Source organism: Fictibacillus enclensis (genome assembly GCF_030123385.1).
In the GTDB taxonomy this organism is placed as follows: Bacteria; Bacillota; Bacilli; order Bacillales; family Fictibacillaceae; genus Fictibacillus_C; species Fictibacillus_C enclensis.
In genome coordinates, this window is the sequence record NZ_CP126109.1 from 1,781,119 (window position 1) to 1,799,082 (window position 17,964).

The window sequence follows — 17,964 nt, forward strand, 5'->3', positions numbered from 1 at the left end:
CGGTAAAAGGAAAAGTAGATAGGTATTCTATGTTCAAGGGAGGCCATAAAACATGGACAAGTTGTTATATATCAATGGAGAATGGACAGGTAATAACCTGGAGAAGATCAAGGTGCTGAATCCTGCGGATGGTGATCTCGTTGGTACGGTAGCTTCTGCAGGAAAGGAAGAAACGAGAGCAGCCATTGAAAGTGCGCATGAGGCATTTGGTCCGTGGGCCAAATTAACGGCTTACGACAGAGCCGCCTATCTGGATAAACTATATGATTTGATGATTGAGCAAAAAGAGGAAATTGCGGAACTTATGACAAGGGAAATGGGTAAACCAATGAAGGAATCTCTTGGTGAAGTCCAGTATGCCGCATCTTTTATTAAATGGTTCGCCGAGGAAGGAAAGCGGGTATACGGCAGAACCATCCCGGCGTCTGCGGAAAATAAACGGATGCAGGTTTTGAAACAGCCGGTTGGCGTTGTTGCTGCGATCACACCTTGGAACTTTCCCGCTGCTATGATCACCCGCAAACTCGGTCCTGCGCTTGCAGCCGGTTGCCCGATTATCATTAAACCGCCGAAGGAAACACCGCTTACCGCCATCAAATTGGTGGAGCTCTGTGTAGAAGCAGGATTTCCAAAGGGAGTCGTCAGCCTGCTTACCGGTTCATCTTCACTCATTGCGGGTGAATTGATGGAAAGCGACAAAGTGAAGAAAATTACTTTTACCGGATCAACAGAAGTAGGGAAAATGCTCATTGAGCAAAGCGCGAAAACGGTTAAGAACGTGTCCATGGAACTTGGCGGACATGCTCCTTCGATTGTTCTTGAGGATGCCGATCTTGAGAAAACGGTGAAAGGGATCATTGCCTCCAAATTCCGAAATGCGGGTCAAACGTGCATCTGTATTAACCGTGTGTATGTTCACGAAAAAATATATGATGAGTTTACGAAAAAGCTGGTTGAAGAAACTAGCAGGTTAAAGGTCGGCAATGGATTGGAAGAGGGCACTGATATCGGCCCTATTATCAACCGGGACGGCTATGAAAAAATTAAAAAGCATGTCGACAATGCCGTTGAAAAAGGGGCAGAATGCTTGCTTGGCGGCAAAGGGCAGGATGAAGGAAATGCGTGTTTCTTTGAACCGACCGTTTTAAAAGATGTGAATCACGACATGCTCATCATGAACGAGGAAACCTTCGGACCGGTGATTCCGGTGCAAAAAATCACATCGGATGAAGAAGGCATCAAGCTTGCCAACAGCAGTCCGTTCGGCCTCGCTGCTTATATTTATACTGAAAGCATGTCACGAGGCACACACTTGGTGGAAGGATTGAACTACGGAGTCATCGGCTGGAATGACGGTGTTCCGTCTGCTGCCCAGGCTCCATTTGGCGGTCTGAAAGAAAGCGGTATTGGAAGAGAAGGTGGAACAGAGGGCATGGAGGCCTATCTGGAAACCAAATATGTCAGCATCGTCATCTGATTTTGGCAAATATAAATGCAAAGGGGGAAAAATGAGATGGATTTGGGGCTAAAAGATAAAGCGGTAGTGGTTCTTGCTTCCAGCAAAGGGCTTGGGAAGGCAACGGCCATGAGATTTGCAGAAGAAGGGGCAAACGTCATGATCACAAGTCGTGATGAAGCCGCATTAAAGGCCACAGCAGAGGAAATCAGTGAAAAAACAGGCAGCAGGGTTGAATATAAGAGATGTGATATCACCAAAAAAGAGGAGATCACCAGTCTGGTCAGTGCGGCTGCGGAGGCGTTTGGCACCATTGATGTATTGGTGAATAATGCCGGAGGTCCGCCTGCAGGCAACTTCGATTCCTTTGGTGACGAGGAATGGGAATCCGCTTTTCAGCTCACCTTGTTAAGCCTCATCCGAACGGTGCGTGAAGTTCTGCCGCACATGAGAAAAAATGGAAGTGGCCGTATCATCAACATCGCTTCCTCATCCATCAAGCAGCCAATTGATGGATTGACGCTATCCAACACCTTCAGAACGGCGATCAGCGGGTTATCCAAAAGCCTGTCACAGGAGCTGGGTAAAGACGGCATCCTGATCAATACAATCGGGCCGGGACGAATCGGAACCGACCGTCTGCAGGAACTGGATGGTAAAATCGCCGAGCAGCGTTCCATAAGCAAAGAACAGGTAAAGGAAGAAATGGTGAAAAACATTCCGCTTGGCCGGTATGGAACGCCGGAAGAATTTGCGAAGACCATCGTTTATTTGGGTTCAGAGGCCAATACGTACATCACAGGACAATCCTTTTTGATTGATGGCGGCATGGTCAAGGCATTATAGAATAAAAGAGCTTCAGCACTGCGAGTTTGATGCGGAGCTGAAGCTTTTTATGGAGAATTGAGCAGGTTTCAAATTTATTAAGCTAAAAGTGAAGATATTGGGGGGAAAGAAATAATTGAACGTAACTGAATAATCAGACAACTCACTCCCCACCGATTAAACCACAAAAAAACAGGCTGGATGACTTCCAGCCTGTTTCTGTTTGCTATAACACTTATACCGACAAGACTTTTTTGATACGTTCGATCGCCCAGTTGAGGTCCTCTTCAGAAATAATGAGAGGAGGTGCAAACCGGATGACATTTTCATGGGTTTCTTTGCAAAGAAGACCTTCTTCTTTCAGCTTCTCACAATATGGACGGGCCGCCTCGCTCAGCTCCACGCCAATAAATAACCCTCGGCCACGTACTTCGGTAATCTTCGGATTCTTAATAGACGCTAACTCATTCAAAAAGTGCTCGCCGAGCTCAAGGGACCGGCTCACCAGGTTTTCTTCTTCTATAACCTCCAGTGAGGCAATGGATACCGCTGAAGCCAGTGGGTTGCCTCCAAATGTGGAGCCATGGCTTCCTGGATTGAACACCCCAAGAATATCGTTGTCAGCAGCTACGCAGGAAATTGGCATTACCCCGCCGCCCAATGCTTTTCCGAGAATGTACATGTCAGGAACAACATCTTCCCAGTCGCACGCAAACAGCTTTCCGGATCGTCCCAAACCAGATTGAATTTCATCCGCGACAAAAAGGACATTGTTTTCCCGGCAAAGCTCACGAGCTTGTTTCAGGAAGCCTTCAGGAGGAATGACAATGCCTGCTTCTCCCTGAATGGGTTCCAAAATAAAAGCAGCCGTATTCGGTGTGATGGCTTGCTTCAACGCTTCGAGGTCACCGTAAGGAATCAACTTGATTCCTGGCAGCATCGGACCAAATCCTCGTTTGTACTCTTCATCAGAAGACATGGAAACGGCCGTCATTGTACGTCCGTGGAAGTTTCCTTCGCAAGCAATGACTTCCGCCTGATTGGCTGGAACACCTTTCACGTCATACGCCCAACGGCGGACCGTTTTAATTGCGGTTTCAACTGCTTCTGCCCCTGTGTTCATCGGCAATACCATATTTTTGCCTGTGAGTTTCGTTACTTTTTCATAAAAGTTTCCAAGCTGGTCATTATGAAAAGCACGTGAAGTCAGGGTGATGCGGTCTGCCTGGTCCTTTAACGCCTGAATGATCTTCGGATGCCGGTGCCCCTGGTTCACTGCTGAATATGCGCTCAGCATATCCATATATTTGTTGCCTTCCGGATCATAAACCCATACGCCTTCGCCTTTGGAGATGACAATTGGAAGTGGGTGATAATTCTTCGCCCCGTATTGTTCTGTTTTGGAGATGATGTTTTCTGTTTTAATCATATCTCTCACTCCAATCTTAGTATTGTGAATTCCTTTACATTATAGCAATGAAAAGGCTTTCTTCCTACCCTTACTTCCGAACGTGAAGCGCGCCGGAACGCTTCATGGTATAGTAAAGTGAAGGATTATACACAGGAGGAAATAAATATGTTACACTTCCACGTTTTTTCATGGGCGGCTGCGCTTGTTTTATTTTTTCTGACTTATACCCTATACAAAAGAAAAAATAAAAAAATTTCCCGCATTTTGCATATGATTCTCCGTCTTCTGTACATAACTACCATCTTTTCTGGTGGGATGCTTATCTATCAGTGGATCCAGGCAGGTGCGGTAAATATGGGACCGCTCATTATTAAAGGGATCCTGGGTCTGGCAGTTATCGGCTTGTTTGAAGTGATGCTGCTGGGTGCAAAACGAAATGAGGATAAAAAGTCCCGCTGGATTACGCTCATTTTGGCATTGGCCCTTGTCTTTTATTACGGATATTCAGTTTTGCCAATGCATTTTTAACAAAAAATGAAAAAGTTCGTACCCCCAGGAAATATCATGAAGGAGTACGAGCTTTTTTGTATGTGGTTATTTTTTAAATTTGGCCAGTGCTTTCTTATAATTCCCGCGGGCAATGCCTTTTTCCGTAATAATGGCTGTGATGTACTCGTGAGGCGTTACATCAAAAGCTGGATTGAAAACTTTTACCCCTTTAGGTGCAATAGGCACACCTTGTACATGGGTGATTTCCTCTGCAGGACGTTCTTCAATCGGAATGTCATCGCCAGTCGGGGTATGCAGGTCGATCGTTGAAAGGGGAGAGGCAACATAAAAAGGAATGCCAAGCGCCTTTGCCTGGAGTGCAAGTCCGAACGTCCCGATTTTATTGGCTGTATCTCCATTGGCAGCAACCCGGTCACATCCAACGATTACAGCACTGACCTGTTTTGTTTTTAATGTATGAGCAGCCATGTTATCCGTAATCAGCGTAACGTCAACTCCGGCCTGTTTTAATTCCCATGCGGTTAAGCGGGCTCCCTGGAAAACGGGGCGTGTTTCATTGGCGTATACCGAGAGATTCCATCCCTTTTCTTTTGCCAAATAAAGAGGAGCGAGCGCCGTACCATATTTTGCCGTTGCAATCCCGCCTGCGTTGCAGTGGGTCATGAGGCGGTCTCCGTCGCTTAGCAGGGTTAATCCGTTCTCGCCGATTTTGCGGCAAATCTCCTCATCTTCCTTCTGAATCAGAAGGGCTTCCTGTTCAATGCGTTCAACTGCCTCTTTCGTCTCGCGGACATTGGCGACCGAAGCTGTAATGCGGTCAAGTGCCCAAAATAAATTGACAGCCGTAGGTCTGGATGTCGAAAGAAAAGCGGTTTGACGGTTCAGCTGTTCTTTAAATTCAACGAAAGAAAGGGAGGTGTGGCTTTTTGCCCAAAGAACGATTCCAAAGGCGGCAGCAATTCCAATGGCCGGAGCACCTCTCACGTTCAATTTTTTGATGCAGTCCCAAACCTGTTCAATGGTGGTGACATTAATATAAACCGTATGATGGGGCAGCTGCTGCTGATCCAAAAGAAGCAGGTGATCCCCTTTATAGCGTAGAGATGAAATTTGCGTTTCTGTTGTACTCATATAAATTAAACACTCCTGATGCTGGTAATAAATTCTTCAATATTTTTTATGCGTTGTTTGTTCTTGATCCAATCCCGACCGAGTTTAAGAGCCTTCTTTTTAAGGATGATTTGTTCATCGAAATCAGCAATGGAATCCAGGTCTGCAACATGAGCCAGGCCAATGGTCCGGCGGATGACTTCACAGCCCGCGAAACCGACCATATCTGTAAATATGCTCTCCAGGACTTCATCTTCAAAACCCGGGAGTTTGGTTGCCAGCTCCACACCCTCGTCTCTCCAGAGTTCTTTGTATGTATCCGTAAAGGTAATCCATGTGTCTCTGATTAAGCCGGAAAGGTACAGCTGGTATTCGGCCCGTTTTTCTCCGTCTTTGATATGAGCCCGCTGAGCGATATGGTTCATTGCGATATTAGCAAAAAAGTGAGCGATATCAAATCCTTGTGGACCGTAGTAGGCAAATTCAGAGTCGATAATTTTGGTGGATTCCTCTGTTACAAAAATACTCCCTGAATGCAGATCTCCATGAAGCAATGCTTCGGCATGTGTCAAAAATTTAAGTTTGAGCCGGGCCGCTTTGTTTCTTAGGGCCGAATCATTCCAGAGTTCTGAAACGGCATCCTGCAGTTCTGCAGGATAATCATTGGTTTCAATATCATAAAATGGATCGGTAAACACGAGATCTTCGGTTATTTTGCATAGCTCAGGATTGGTAAACTGCTGGACCAATCTTTTTTTCTCAAACGGATGTAAATAAAAATCACTGGTGTAGAACAGGTTTTTCGCAATGAAAGTTCCGATATGTTGAGCCAGGTTCGGGTAGGTTACTCCATCAATCAAGCCTTTGCGCAGAATCACATGAGAGGACAGATCCTCCATGACAGTAACGGCCAGGTCGTTGTTCGTATAAATGACTTGGGGAACATGTTCAGACGCGAACTCAGAAAATTTTTTCAGTGAATCACTTTCAATACGTGCCCTGTCCAGGGTAAGCGGCCAGCTCTCTCCAACGACTTTGGCATAAGGAAGCGCCTGCTTGATAATAACCGATTTTTGGGTAGACGGTTCAACCAGCCGGAATACAAGATTCAAATTGCCGTCACCGATCTCATTGACCTCAATGGATCTGTAATCACTGAACAAGTCGAGTTTTTGGGATAGTTCGATCACGGTTTGCTCATTGAGCGGTGTGTAGGCTTGTTTTGTTGTCGTTGCCATAGGGTTTACCTCCGAAGGATAAATGTAAAAAAGGCCTCTTTTCTTGAAGAAAAGAGGCCTGGATGTATAGTTTCCACGCCTCTTATCTTGCAAAGCTTAAGCTTTGCTGGAATTAGCACCGTGCCATACTGGAAGTTCCAGGCTTCAAATAAAGACGCCCCATTTCACAATGGTATTACGGTCGGTTGCTGGGTTTCATCGGGCCAAATTCCCTCCACCTGCTCTTGATAAGAGACATTCATCATTAAGTTGTTAGAAAACACAGAATGCAATAATAATTTACAATGGCTATCATACAGCTTTCAAAGGAAGCTGTCAATTGCAATTTTCAAGAAGTTTAATAGTGTTCGGGTCTGCGGTCCTCAAAAATGGGGATTCTGCTTCTGACTTCATCAACGAGATCCGTCTCGATCTCGGCAAATAAAATGGTTTCATTTTCACCATCTGCTTCAGCGGTGACGTCTCCCCACGGATCGATGATGATAGAGTGGCCGGCAAAGGCGTTATTGTTATCCCGGCCGATTCTGTTGCATGCGATCACATAGCATTGGTTTTCAATGGCTCTCGTAATTAAGAGATTTCGCCAGTGAGAGAGCCTTTGGGCAGGCCATTCGGCCGGCACGAACAGAAGGGAGGCACCATCGAGAACATGGGCGCGGATCCATTCCGGAAAACGGATGTCATAACAGATGACTCCTGCAGCCGGAATGTTCTCCAGCATAAAATTCCCCTTGGTGGATCCGGGGGCAATGAACTTCTCTTCCTGCATAAGGCGAATCAAATGCAGTTTGCTGTACTCTCCAATCTGCTCACCCTCGCGATTAAAGGCGTAAAGTGTGTTAAAAATGCCATTGTCTGTTTTATTGGCAACAGAGCCGGCAACGATATTGATGCGGTGCTGCCGTGCTAAACCGCTCATCAGCTTTTTCAGATTATCCCCGTTGGCGTCTCCAATTTCAACAAGACGCTCCAAATCATAGCCGGTCGTCCAGAGTTCCGGCAGTACGACGATATCTGCGTTTTGTTTTGACGCTTCTTCAATTCTTTGTACGGCTTTCTTAATATTCTCTTCCGGCAATCCGAGCTGGATGTCCATTTGGATCAGTGCTACATTCAGTTTCATGCGTATCCCCCATTAAAACATTTTGACAGATTTTTAATAAGCGTATAACATATTGGATTAGAATTTCAAGAAAATTATGAATGACAGGATGTGTGAATGTGAAACGTTTCCAGCAAGCAGATGCGTTAAAACGCCTGCCTGAACAATTTTTTGCCAAGCTTGTGGGAAAAGTGAATGCGGTTGCCGCACAGGGGCATGATGTGATTAATCTTGGACAGGGAAACCCTGACCAGCCGACACCTCCTCATATTGTTGCTGCCTTGCAAGAGGCAGCGGTTAATCCTCAGTACCACAAATATTCTCCTTTTCGGGGATATGATTTTTTGAAAGAAGCGGTAGCTGTTTACTATAAAAACGAGTTTGGGGTAGAGGTTGATCCCAAAAAAGAAGTGGCTGTGCTGTTTGGCGGAAAAGCAGGTCTCGTAGAAGTAGCACAGTGTTTTCTGAACAAAGGAGATACCGCTTTAGTTCCGGATCCGGGTTATCCGGATTATTGGTCGGGCGTCGCCATGGCGGAAGCAGAAATGAGCATGATGGCGCTGAAAGAGGAAAATGACTTTCTTGTCGACTATAACGAAATTGATAAAGAAACGGCCGACCGTGCCAAATTAATGTTCCTCAACTATCCAAACAATCCAACAGCAGGTGTTGCCACTCCGCAATTTTTCAAGGAAACCGTGGACTTTGCCAAAAAGCATGATATTCTGGTCGTTCATGACTTTGCCTACGGAGCCATTGGGTTTGATGGAGAAAAGCCCGTCAGTTATTTGCAGACGCATGGTGCCAAAGAACAGGGAATTGAGATTTATACATTGAGTAAAACGTATAATATGGCAGGCTGGAGAGTCGGATTTGCGATTGGAAATGAGAGTGTGATAGAAAGCATTAATCTGCTTCAGGATCATTTTTATGTCAGCCTGTTTCCGGCGGTACAGGAAGCAGCGGCAAAGGCACTGCTTGGGGCGCAGGATTGTGTCAGGGAGCTTGCCGACATGTACGAAAAGCGAAGAAATGTTTTTATTTCAGGGTTGCAGGAACTCGGGTGGGATGTTAAGGCACCCAGAGGGTCCTTTTTCTGCTGGCTTCCCGTGCCTGAAGGACATACTTCAGAGAGTTTTGCAGATTACTTGCTGAAGGAGGCACATGTTGTGGTCGCTCCGGGCATCGGATTTGGCAAAGAGGGAGAAGGCTATGTAAGAGTGGGTCTTCTTACGGATGAAGAGCGCTTGAAAGAAGCGGCAGATCGAATCCGCGCATTAAATATCTTCTAAGCTATAATTGGATTGACAGATTTTTTATAACCTGTCATAATCACAAGTAATTCTAACATTCGAAGTAATATGAACATTTTCTCTTATCAAGAGCAGGTGGAGGGACTAGCCCGATGAAGCCCGGCAACCGGTTATCCTAAGGATTTACACGGTGCTAAATCTTGCAGCGCATGCTGGGAGATGAGAGGAAGCGGCATCCTTATGTCTATAATGCCTCTTCCCTCGGGAAGAGGTTTTTTTCGTGTGAATTTATGTTTTGGAGGGATACATCATGGCGTCAGTAACTGCGACCTATCTTGTTCATGATCCTAAAGGGAATTTTGAAAAAAAAGCGGAAGGAATTGCGCTGGGGTTAACCGTCGGCTCCTGGACCGATCTTCCGGATCTGCAAAAGGAGCAGCTTAAAAATCATAAAGGCAGTGTGGCAGAGATCATTGAATTGCCGGAAGATGCACGGGTAAACCAATACTTTGGTTCGCCAAGAAAGCAGGCACTTCTGAAAATCTCTTATCCAGCTGCAAACTTTTCTCCTGACCTTCCAGCGATCTTAACGACCGTTTTTGGAAAGCTTTCACTGGATGGCGAGGTAAAACTTATCGATCTGGAATTTTCGGAAGACTTAAGCAGCGCATTTCCAGGGCCATCCTTTGGAATTGATGGGATTCGAAATCAGCTCGGTGTTTATGAACGTCCGCTGCTCATGAGCATTTTCAAGGCTGTGATCGGCAGAGATATGGACTACTTTAAACATCAGCTGAGAGAACAGGCACTTGGCGGCGTTGATTTGGTCAAGGATGATGAAATCCTGTTCGATAATCCGCGGACCCCATTTGAAGAACGTATTAAAACAGCCAAACAAGTACTGGCCGAAACGGAAGAGGAGACTGGCCATAAAACACTGTATGCCGTTAATTTAACGGGACGGACATTTGAATTAAAAGACAAGGCGAAACGTGCAGCCGAGCTCGGGGCAAGCGCCCTGTTGCTCAATGTTTTTGCCTACGGACTGGATGTGCTGCAAAGCCTGGCAGAGGATCCTGAAATTAATCTGCCCATCATGGCTCACCCGGCCGTTTCAGGTGCACTGACACCATCCGAGTTTTATGGCATTTCCAACCGGCTTCTTTTAGGGAAGCTGCTTCGGCTTGCTGGAGCGGACTTGGTGCTGTTTCCGTCGCCATATGGCAGCGTGGCCCTCAGGAAAGAAGACGCTGTTGGCATCGCTGCAGAGCTGACAGAAAAGCATATAAACTGGAAAGGTGCTTTCCCAGTGCCGTCAGCCGGAATTCATCCGGGATTGACCCCTCTTTTGCTTCAGGACTTTGGCATCGACAGCATTATTAATGCCGGCGGCGGAGTTCACGGGCATCCAGGAGGAGCCGTTGCCGGAGGAAAAGCGTTCCGCGATGCGATTGATGGCTTGCTGCTTAACAAATCGCTGGAGCAGATCAGCGAGGAGAGCGATCCGCTGAAAGCCGCATTGAATCTATGGGGCGGTCTGGTGAAATCATGAGCAGAGAACGGATTATCTTTTGTGATTTTGACGGAACCATTACCGAAAAAGACAACATCATTGACATCATGAAAAACTTTGCTCCCGAAGGATGGGAGCCGATCAAGGATAAAATACTGAATCAGGAAATATCCATCAGGGGAGGAGTCGGACAGCTCTTTTCTCTTATTCCTTCCAGCCAAAAAGAGGAAATCATTCAATACGTTCTTTCCACGGCAAAAATCAGGGATGGATTTGAAGAATTTGTTCAGTATACGAAAGACCAGAGCATCCCATTGTACGTGGTAAGCGGAGGAATTGATTTTTTTGTTTATCCGATTCTTAAAAATATAGTGGACGAGGAACAGATCTATTGCAACGGCAGTTCATTTGCAGGAGAAACGATTGAAATTCTTTGGCCGCACAGCTGTGACACTCAGTGCAGCAATGATTGCGGATGCTGCAAGCCGGCTATTTTAAGAAGCTTTGATTCGGATTCATGCGAAAGAATCGTAATCGGCGATTCCATCACCGATCTACAGGCAGCCAAAATGGCAGACAAAGTGTTTGCAAGGGACTTTTTGAAAGAAAAGTGTGAACAGGAAGACATCGCTTTTAAACCTTTCACTACGTTTTATGACATTATTGCGTATCTGCAAACAAAGGAAGTGAGCATTTGAGTTCATTGGGGGAATTGTGGAAAGAGCTGGCTGATGTTAAGGATGAACTGGCTTCACGGGACTGGTTTCCGGGTACAAGTGGAAATTTGTCCATCAAGGTTAGTGGCGATCCCATTACTTTTTTGGTGACTGCAAGCGGCAAGGATAAACGGAAACGAACGAATGAAGATTTTGTTTTGGTGGATGTTTCGGGTAAAGCTGTAGAAGAAACCCATCTGCGTGCTTCAGCTGAAACCGGATTGCATGCAAAAGTGTATGAGCATACCAATGCGTGCTGTTGTTTGCATATTCATACTGTAGATAACAATATCATTTCCGAGCTGTATGGCGATCAGGGGGAAATTACCTTCCGTGGTCAGGAATTGATTAAGGCATTTAACATCTGGGATGAAGAGGGGTCCATTACTGTGCCAATCATCGAGAATCCGGCAGATTTGACTGCTCTTGCTGAGCGTTTTGCTGGAGCCCTTACTCCGGACACAAAAGCTGTTTTGATCAGAAACCATGGAGTGACGGTTTGGGGGAAAAATGGATTCGAAGCCAAAAAACATCTTGAGGCATTGGAATTTCTCTTTTCCTACCACGTTAAAATGAGATTGCTTCAGCCACAGTATGCATTTTAAAGTCAAAAAATAGTTTAAAGGGGGATGCCAATATGGCACAATTACGTTTTCATGATAATAATGAACGAGTGGAAGAACTGGACAAAGTAAGTGGTTATTTGGAAAGCCAGGGTGTCATCTATGAAAACTGGGATATTGCAAAGCTGCCGTCTCATCTGATAGAAAACTATTCGTTATCCGATGAGGAAAAAGCAGAAGTGATCCAAGTGTTCAGAAGTGAAATCGACGAACTATCCAAGCGCAGAGGCTACGTCACCGAGGATGTTATTTCATTGTCTCCGGACACACCAAATCTTGATGAGCTATTGAAGAACTTCTTGGCCGAGCATCATCATTCCGATGATGAAGTTCGGTTTATCGTAAGCGGGCACGGTATTTTTGCCATTGAAGGTCCGGAAGGCCGATTCTTTGATGTGGAACTGGAGCCGGGCGATCTGATTTCCGTTCCCGAAAACTACCGTCATTATTTTACATTGATGGATGATCGAAAAGTCGTTGCTGTTCGAATCTTTAAAGCCAAAGAAGGATGGGTGCCGATTTACGATAAAGAGGGAATCCCAGCAAAATAAACAACAGACTGCCATGAAGGAAGGAAACTTCTTTTTGTGGCAGTTTTTTTTATGCTTTTTTCAAGGTTTATACAAGGTGAGTTGGTGGTAGTTATTGTCATAAAGGTGGTGTAGGAAGAGAATGGTATATCAGGTGGTTATCATTGGAGGAGGCGTAGCCGGCTTGACACTGGGTCTGAAACTCGCCAGGTCCAATGTGGAAACCTTAGTCATTGAAAAACAAAGCAAATCATCACATCTGTATAAGGGCGAGCTTCTACAGCCAAAGAGCCTTTCCCATTTTGACCGGCTGGAAATCCTTCCTCTCATTCTTGATAATTGTTATATCCTTCCTGAGATTGAATTCATTGAGATGAACAGGGAGAATGGACGGCTCATCCCGCAGGCAAACAATGTTTTCAGTTATGAGATTTTGGATCCGCCATATAATTATGCCTGCATGATCGATCATGAAAAATTAAAATCCATCATTTTAAAGGAAGCGCAATCCTTCAGCACCTTTCATTACATGAATCAGTCCAAGTTTCTTTCATTTAAGGATGAACAGACAGCTCTCGTGGAAAGCCGGGGTGAAACACAGGAAATTCGCGGAGCGATCTTTGTGGGAGCGGAAGGAAGGGGTTCTCGGGTTGCCCGGGAAATGGGTGTTTCCTATAAAGAATATGCATACAATCATCAGTTTTTAACGGTGTCTTTTCCAAGACCGCCCGATTTGACCAAGGCAGAAATGTTCTCCTGGCAAAACCGGTTTCTTGGACTTTTTCCATTGCCGGATGGAAGACTACGAACCGTTCTTCTGATCAAACCGGGCGAAATGAAAGAAATGAAGAAAAACGGCCTGTCCTCCTTTTATGATGCGTATACCGATTTTCTTCCCTCGCTCGAAGGTTATGTGGATCAGATCGACTCCTGGAGCAAAATTCAGTTGATGATCCCTTTTCGCCATCATGCTTCGAGGTATGTAAAACAAAATAAAGTTCTGATTGGGGACGCCGCCCATACCGTTCATCCCATGGCCGGTGAAGGTATGAATATGGCCATACAGGATGCAGATATATTGGGGGAGCTTCTCGTATACCTTATACGTGGAAATAACCTTACACAAAAGGAATTGCAGTGGTATGAAGAGGTAAGAAAGCCCAGAGCTGAATTTATGATGCGGCTGAGCCATCAGGCGGCTCTTTTTTATTCGTATCCTTATGATTGGTTCCAGAAGCTCCGGAAAAAAGGAATTGAGAAGACCGGCACGTTTTCGCATCTCCATTTTAAACAGATGCTGAATATATCGGGGATGGGCATGCTGCCGTTTACCATCGGCGACCGTCTGCAGCAGGCAGGTATTCCGGCCCCCGTGAATCGGAAATTAAAACGCAGCAAAAGATCCTACTATTTTGCTGAGGATGAAGATTATCCCTGGGCGTATACAAGAGCCTCCGGATCAGGAAAGAAGGGGAAAAGACGATGATACACGATTGGATCAAATTATGGAGAGCCAGGAGCTGGATGAAGCGAAACCAATCCTTTCTTTATACATGGCATGCCTATGTCGGCTATACATTGGATCTCTTCAATGCCTTTCAGCAGGCGGAGGATATTGCACGTGTGGCGGCAAGAATGCAGCTGAACAAGCTGCTTCTTGAGCGTTGGATTGAAGTGGGGCTTGCCATCGGCCACCTGAAGCGGAAAAGGAACGGGAAAATCATCGCCTCCAGAATGCTTAAGCAGTATGTTTCAAAGGAAAGTCCCTATTCTGTTGGAATTCTATTAAAGGAAATGCTCGAGCTTCACATACCGGTTTTGCTTTCCTACCCTGAACTGATGAGAGGCGAAAAGTCAAAACTGTTTGCCGAAGAGGAGTTCGCCTATACCGTTGCGGAAACATCTACATTAATTGAAAAGCTCGCTTTCCCCAAAATCCATCAGGTGTTAAAACGAAAAGGGGTCCGTTCGGTTTTGGATTTGGGCTGCGGACATGCGGGGTATCTTCAGAAAATAGCCTCGAAAAATCCGGAAATGCGGCTGACAGGTGTGGAAAAGAATAAAGAGGTATATGAAGAAGCTCTGAAACGGTGCTACGAATATAACCAATGCATTGAATTGTTTCAAGTCGACCTCAAGCAATTTACCGTCTCAGAAAAGGTAGAGCTGATCATGATGAACAACCTTCTCTATTATTTTCCTCCGAAAGAACGCATTGATATCATGTGCAAGGCAAACTCGCTGCTCACAAATGGCGGGACACTGGTCATCATTACACCGCTTTCGGACTATAAAAACGGGAATGCATTTGCTTCCGCTTTTAACAGCTTTATGAGTGCACACGAAAATTTGTATCCGCTTCCTTCCTATAAAGAGATACAAAATGCTGCGGTTCAAAGCGGATTCAAAATCGAAGAAACCAGACCCATCATAAAAGAAGGGGCATGGTGTATGATTTGTTTGGAGAAAAAAGCGGTGAGTGCCGCAGAGCAACAGAAAATGACGTGCTGATTTTTGCACGTCATTTGTATTAGGAAATAATTTTTTTGTCCTGTTCAATCGATTGTTCTTTACGAAGCTTGATCAGGCTGTAGGTGTGAAGAACGATAACCTTCAGCACGGCATAGACAGGAACAGCAAGAATAAGTCCCAAAAGGCCGCCAAGGGAGCCTGAAACAAGGAGTATGGAAATAATGGTCAAAGGATGGATATCAAGCTTTTTACCCATCACCTGCGGAGAAATGATATTTCCTTCAATCTGTTGTGCAATGACCATAACAATGAGCACTTTAACAATCATGAATGGCGAATCAATGACCGCCACAATCAATGCAGGAATTACCCCGATGATCGGCCCCAGAAAAGGAATGACGTTCGTAAACATGGCGATGACCGTGAGCAGCAATGAGTAGTCAATTCCGATAATCAGATAACCGATATACAAAAGAATTCCCACACATATACTGACCAAAATCTGGCCCTGTATATAAGAGCTCAGTGCCATATCCATGTCGGCCAAAATCTTTGTGCCGTTTTTTCTCTGTGTCGGCTGAAGAAGACGAAGGACCATCTTTGGTGCTTTTTCCCCTTCTTTCAGCATGTAGTAGAGGATAAAAGGAACGGTAACAAACACCATGATAATGTTCGTGAGCACACCGATAAAGTTTGTCACACTTGTTCCGATCATCGAAGCACTTTTGGACAGATAGTTTGTTACCTTATCCGAAATGTCATTGACGCTGAACTGGCTGTTTTCAAGAATACGGTTTACCCATTCATTGTTTTGCAGCTCTACCACTTTGCCCCGGATCGCATCGATCAGTCCCGGTGTATTATGGATCAAACTGTTGATCTGGCGCTGCAGAACAGGGCCAACGGCATAGGAGAGCAGAACAAACAATCCAATGGCGGCTAAATAAATAAGTAATATCGAAAGGGACCTTGGCACCTTTCGTTTATGAAGAAAGTTAACGATCGGCCTGAACAAGTAATACAGTACCCCCGCCAGCAAGAACGGAAAAAAGAGAGTCTGGACAAGAACTACGAGCGGGCGGAAAACAAAATGAATCTTTGTTCCGGTTAAAATAATTAGAAAGATCAATAGAATCGCATAACCGAATCGGAATGCTTTGGACTGTGGCATAGCTTCACCTGCGTTCACTAGTATTGTATCTATTATATATGGTAGTTTGACAGGTTTTCAATCCTTGAAAAAATGAACCATTATCCCTTCGCTGCATAAAGTAAGTATTGGGCGTTTATGTCTGGAGAAATCAGCTCAGTTCGAGAAAGGGTGATAATGGTGTGTGGAATAACGGGATGGATTGACTGGCAGCGCAACATTTCACAGGAAAGTAAAACCTTGATAAAAATGGCGGCGACCCTTTCCAAACGGGGACCGGATGCGTTGAATGTTTGGAGTCAGACACACGTTGGATTTGGCCATGCGAGGCTGGCTGTAGTGGATCTGGAGGGCGGCGCGCAGCCGATGACCCGAGAAGCGAAAGAGGCGACCTTCACCATTTGCTATAACGGGGAACTCTACAATACGGAAGATTTGCGGAAAGAATTGCTGAAAAAAGGATATCGTTTTGAAGGCCATTCAGACACCGAGGTGTTATTAATCTCGTATATCGAATGGGGAGAAGCGTGCATCGACCATTTTAACGGTATATTTGCTTTTGCCATCTGGGATGCCAAAAGAGAAACTTTGTTTATGGCCCGTGACCGTCTTGGCGTGAAACCGTTGTTTTATTTATTATCGGGCGGTCGTTTGTTGTTCGGTTCCGAATTGAAGGCCATTCTTGCTCATCCGGAGGTAAAAGCGGAAGTGGAACGAGAAGGATTGCAGGAGGTTTTCGGACTCGGACCTTCCAGAACCCCGGGTCACGGTGTGTTTAAAGGAACCAATGAACTCCGGCCAGGCCATGCGATGAAATTCGACCGCTCAGGTGAGAAGATATGGCGGTACTGGAACGTGAAAAGTGAAAGGCATTCGCATTCCTTGGATGAAACAGTGTCCAATGTCAAAGACCTGGTTACCGATGCGGTTGAACGGCAGCTTGTAGCAGACGTACCGGTTTGCACCTTTTTATCCGGCGGTCTGGATTCCAGTGCCATTTCGGCTATTGCTGCCAATCATTTCAAACGGGAAAACAGGGGTCCCCTTCACACCTTCAGTATTGATTATGTAGATAATGATAAATACTTCAAAGCGAGTGATTTTCAGCCGAATGCCGATGGCCCATGGATCGAGAAAATGGTGGAAGCCACGGGTTCTGTTCATCACAGCTGCATTATCGATACTGACCTGCTCGTCAATCACCTGAAGGAAGCCGTCATGGTAAGAGACCTGCCGGGAATGGCAGATGTAGATTCTTCGCTGATCTGGTTTTGCAGGCTGATCAAAGAACAATCAACCGTTGCACTTTCCGGAGAATGTGCGGATGAAATCTTCGGCGGGTATCCCTGGTTTCACAAGCCGGAGGTCATGAACCGGCCGCTTTTCCCCTGGATGAGTTCGACAGCCGAACGGGAAAATCTTTTGCATGACCACTGGAAGAATAAACTGAATTTATCATCTTATGTAAAACAGCGTTATGAAGAGTCACTGAAAGAAATGCCGAGGCTTGAAGGCGAATCAGGAGTAGAAGCAAAGCGCCGGGAAATCTTCTATTTGAACATGATTTGGTTCATGACCACGTTGCTGGACCGGAAAGACCGCATGAGCATGGGGGCATCCCTGGAAGTGCGTGTTCCGTTTGCTGACCATCGCATCGTAGAATATGCATGGAACATCCCTTGGGAAATGAAAATGCTTCAGGGGAGGGAAAAGGGACTTCTTCGAAAGGCCCTTGAAGGCCTGCTTCCGGAAGACGTACTCTACCGTAAGAAAAGCCCTTACCCGAAAACACATAATCCGAATTATACACTGAGTGTGAAGGAATGGCTTCAATCCATAATCGACAAACCGTCTTCTCCACTTCTGGAGCTGATTAAGAAAGAAAAAGTTCAGGATATCATTGATAGCAATGGAGAAGCATTCAAGGTGCCGTGGTTTGGCCAGTTGATGACCGGGCCGCAGCTGATGGCCCACCTGGCCCAGATCGAAACCTGGCTTGGCACATACAATATCAACATTCTTGATTGAAAAAGCCGCGGAGTTGCCTTCCGCGGT

Annotated in this window: 16 protein-coding genes and 2 riboswitches; of the genes, 11 read left to right on the plus strand and 5 right to left on the minus strand. The window is 45.6% G+C overall.

Features of this window, described 5'->3' with window-relative positions; all coding sequences use genetic code 11:
* Positions 1-52 precede the first annotated feature (52 nt).
* Together QNH15_RS09540 and QNH15_RS09545 are read left to right on the plus strand one after the other, a co-directional pair.
* Positions 53-1,477: an NAD-dependent succinate-semialdehyde dehydrogenase gene (locus tag QNH15_RS09540; RefSeq protein WP_283894319.1), complete on the plus strand. Its 1,425-nt coding sequence runs from the start codon at positions 53-55 to the stop codon at positions 1,475-1,477.
* A gap of 36 nt (positions 1,478-1,513) precedes the next feature.
* Positions 1,514-2,302 carry an SDR family oxidoreductase gene (locus tag QNH15_RS09545; protein WP_283894320.1) on the plus strand — a complete coding sequence of 263 codons (789 nt, stop codon included), beginning with the start codon at positions 1,514-1,516 and terminating at the stop codon, positions 2,300-2,302.
* A 214-nt stretch (positions 2,303-2,516) separates the two neighbouring features.
* Here QNH15_RS09545 and QNH15_RS09550 read toward each other — a convergent pair whose 3' ends face one another.
* Positions 2,517-3,710: an ornithine--oxo-acid transaminase gene (locus QNH15_RS09550; protein WP_430667137.1), complete on the minus strand. Its 1,194-nt coding sequence runs from the start codon at positions 3,708-3,710 to the stop codon at positions 2,517-2,519.
* 147 nt (positions 3,711-3,857) lie between these two features.
* Between QNH15_RS09550 and QNH15_RS09555 the strand changes: the two genes are divergently transcribed.
* Entirely contained in the window at positions 3,858-4,220 is a 363-nt protein-coding gene (locus tag QNH15_RS09555) for a DUF1516 family protein (protein ID WP_061968878.1), read from the plus strand.
* Positions 4,221-4,286: 66 nt separating this feature from the next.
* On the opposite strand, the gene mtnA is transcribed toward QNH15_RS09555, so the two are convergent.
* The 3 genes from mtnA to QNH15_RS09570 form a co-directional block, all read right to left on the minus strand.
* A complete protein-coding gene (mtnA, locus tag QNH15_RS09560) occupies positions 4,287-5,333 on the minus strand; it encodes an S-methyl-5-thioribose-1-phosphate isomerase (protein WP_283894324.1) in 1,047 nt (348 codons plus the stop codon).
* Positions 5,334-5,338: 5 nt separating this feature from the next.
* The gene (mtnK, locus tag QNH15_RS09565; protein WP_283894325.1) at positions 5,339-6,550 is read right to left on the minus strand and encodes an S-methyl-5-thioribose kinase; all 1,212 of its coding nucleotides are present in this window, start codon (positions 6,548-6,550) and stop codon (positions 5,339-5,341) included.
* Positions 6,551-6,629: 79 nt separating this feature from the next.
* A riboswitch (SAM riboswitch) is annotated at positions 6,630-6,784 on the minus strand.
* Between the two features lie 103 nt (positions 6,785-6,887).
* Entirely contained in the window at positions 6,888-7,673 is a 786-nt protein-coding gene (locus QNH15_RS09570) for a carbon-nitrogen family hydrolase (protein ID WP_283894326.1), read from the minus strand.
* Positions 7,674-7,771: 98 nt separating this feature from the next.
* Between QNH15_RS09570 and QNH15_RS09575 the strand changes: the two genes are divergently transcribed.
* The 7 genes from QNH15_RS09575 (at position 7,772) to QNH15_RS09605 (ending at position 14,798) form a co-directional block, all read left to right on the plus strand.
* Complete coding sequence (locus QNH15_RS09575) at positions 7,772-8,944, plus strand: pyridoxal phosphate-dependent aminotransferase (protein ID WP_283894327.1); 1,173 nt, start codon at positions 7,772-7,774, stop codon at positions 8,942-8,944.
* An 80-nt stretch (positions 8,945-9,024) separates the two neighbouring features.
* A riboswitch (SAM riboswitch) is annotated at positions 9,025-9,131 on the plus strand.
* A gap of 84 nt (positions 9,132-9,215) precedes the next feature.
* Entirely contained in the window at positions 9,216-10,457 is a 1,242-nt protein-coding gene (mtnW, locus tag QNH15_RS09580) for a 2,3-diketo-5-methylthiopentyl-1-phosphate enolase (RefSeq protein WP_283894328.1), read from the plus strand.
* A complete protein-coding gene (locus tag QNH15_RS09585) occupies positions 10,454-11,116 on the plus strand; it encodes a 2-hydroxy-3-keto-5-methylthiopentenyl-1-phosphate phosphatase (RefSeq protein ID WP_283894329.1) in 663 nt (220 codons plus the stop codon). The genes mtnW and QNH15_RS09585 overlap by 4 nt, the downstream gene beginning before the upstream one ends.
* Entirely contained in the window at positions 11,113-11,739 is a 627-nt protein-coding gene (locus QNH15_RS09590; RefSeq protein WP_283894331.1) for a methylthioribulose 1-phosphate dehydratase, read from the plus strand. The genes QNH15_RS09585 and QNH15_RS09590 overlap by 4 nt, the downstream gene beginning before the upstream one ends.
* Before the next feature lie 32 nt (positions 11,740-11,771).
* Entirely contained in the window at positions 11,772-12,308 is a 537-nt protein-coding gene (locus tag QNH15_RS09595; protein ID WP_283894333.1) for a 1,2-dihydroxy-3-keto-5-methylthiopentene dioxygenase, read from the plus strand.
* A 121-nt stretch (positions 12,309-12,429) separates the two neighbouring features.
* Complete coding sequence (locus QNH15_RS09600) at positions 12,430-13,773, plus strand: FAD-dependent oxidoreductase (RefSeq protein WP_283894335.1); 1,344 nt, start codon at positions 12,430-12,432, stop codon at positions 13,771-13,773.
* Positions 13,770-14,798: a class I SAM-dependent methyltransferase gene (locus tag QNH15_RS09605; RefSeq protein WP_283894336.1), complete on the plus strand. Its 1,029-nt coding sequence runs from the start codon at positions 13,770-13,772 to the stop codon at positions 14,796-14,798. Before QNH15_RS09600 ends, QNH15_RS09605 begins: the two co-directional genes overlap by 4 nt.
* Positions 14,799-14,817: 19 nt before the next feature.
* Here QNH15_RS09605 and QNH15_RS09610 read toward each other — a convergent pair whose 3' ends face one another.
* The gene (locus tag QNH15_RS09610) at positions 14,818-15,930 is read right to left on the minus strand and encodes an AI-2E family transporter (protein WP_061968895.1); all 1,113 of its coding nucleotides are present in this window, start codon (positions 15,928-15,930) and stop codon (positions 14,818-14,820) included.
* A gap of 156 nt (positions 15,931-16,086) precedes the next feature.
* Here QNH15_RS09610 and asnB point away from each other — a divergent pair, with 156 nt between their 5' ends.
* On the plus strand, positions 16,087-17,937 hold the full coding sequence (gene asnB / locus QNH15_RS09615) for an asparagine synthase (glutamine-hydrolyzing) (protein ID WP_283894337.1): 1,851 nt from the start codon (positions 16,087-16,089) through the stop codon (positions 17,935-17,937).
* Positions 17,938-17,964 lie beyond the last annotated feature (27 nt).

What these genes read in the sequence shown, in the direction of transcription:
- QNH15_RS09540 (WP_283894319.1), top strand. Translation starts at nt 53, where the DNA reads ATGGACAAGTTGTTATATATCAATGGAGAATGGACAGGTAATAACCTG.
- QNH15_RS09545 (WP_283894320.1), top strand. Translation starts at nt 1,514, where the DNA reads ATGGATTTGGGGCTAAAAGATAAAGCGGTAGTGGTTCTTGCTTCCAGC.
- QNH15_RS09550 (WP_430667137.1), bottom strand. Translation starts at nt 3,710, where the DNA reads ATGATTAAAACAGAAAACATCATCTCCAAAACAGAACAATACGGGGCG.
- QNH15_RS09555 (WP_061968878.1), top strand. Translation starts at nt 3,858, where the DNA reads ATGTTACACTTCCACGTTTTTTCATGGGCGGCTGCGCTTGTTTTATTT.
- mtnA (WP_283894324.1), bottom strand. Translation starts at nt 5,333, where the DNA reads ATGAGTACAACAGAAACGCAAATTTCATCTCTACGCTATAAAGGGGAT.
- mtnK (WP_283894325.1), bottom strand. Translation starts at nt 6,550, where the DNA reads ATGGCAACGACAACAAAACAAGCCTACACACCGCTCAATGAGCAAACC.
- QNH15_RS09570 (WP_283894326.1), bottom strand. Translation starts at nt 7,673, where the DNA reads ATGAAACTGAATGTAGCACTGATCCAAATGGACATCCAGCTCGGATTG.
- mtnW (WP_283894328.1), top strand. Translation starts at nt 9,216, where the DNA reads ATGGCGTCAGTAACTGCGACCTATCTTGTTCATGATCCTAAAGGGAAT.
- QNH15_RS09585 (WP_283894329.1), top strand. Translation starts at nt 10,454, where the DNA reads ATGAGCAGAGAACGGATTATCTTTTGTGATTTTGACGGAACCATTACC.
- QNH15_RS09595 (WP_283894333.1), top strand. Translation starts at nt 11,772, where the DNA reads ATGGCACAATTACGTTTTCATGATAATAATGAACGAGTGGAAGAACTG.
- QNH15_RS09600 (WP_283894335.1), top strand. Translation starts at nt 12,430, where the DNA reads ATGGTATATCAGGTGGTTATCATTGGAGGAGGCGTAGCCGGCTTGACA.
- QNH15_RS09605 (WP_283894336.1), top strand. Translation starts at nt 13,770, where the DNA reads ATGATACACGATTGGATCAAATTATGGAGAGCCAGGAGCTGGATGAAG.
- QNH15_RS09610 (WP_061968895.1), bottom strand. Translation starts at nt 15,930, where the DNA reads ATGCCACAGTCCAAAGCATTCCGATTCGGTTATGCGATTCTATTGATC.
- asnB (WP_283894337.1), top strand. Translation starts at nt 16,087, where the DNA reads ATGGTGTGTGGAATAACGGGATGGATTGACTGGCAGCGCAACATTTCA.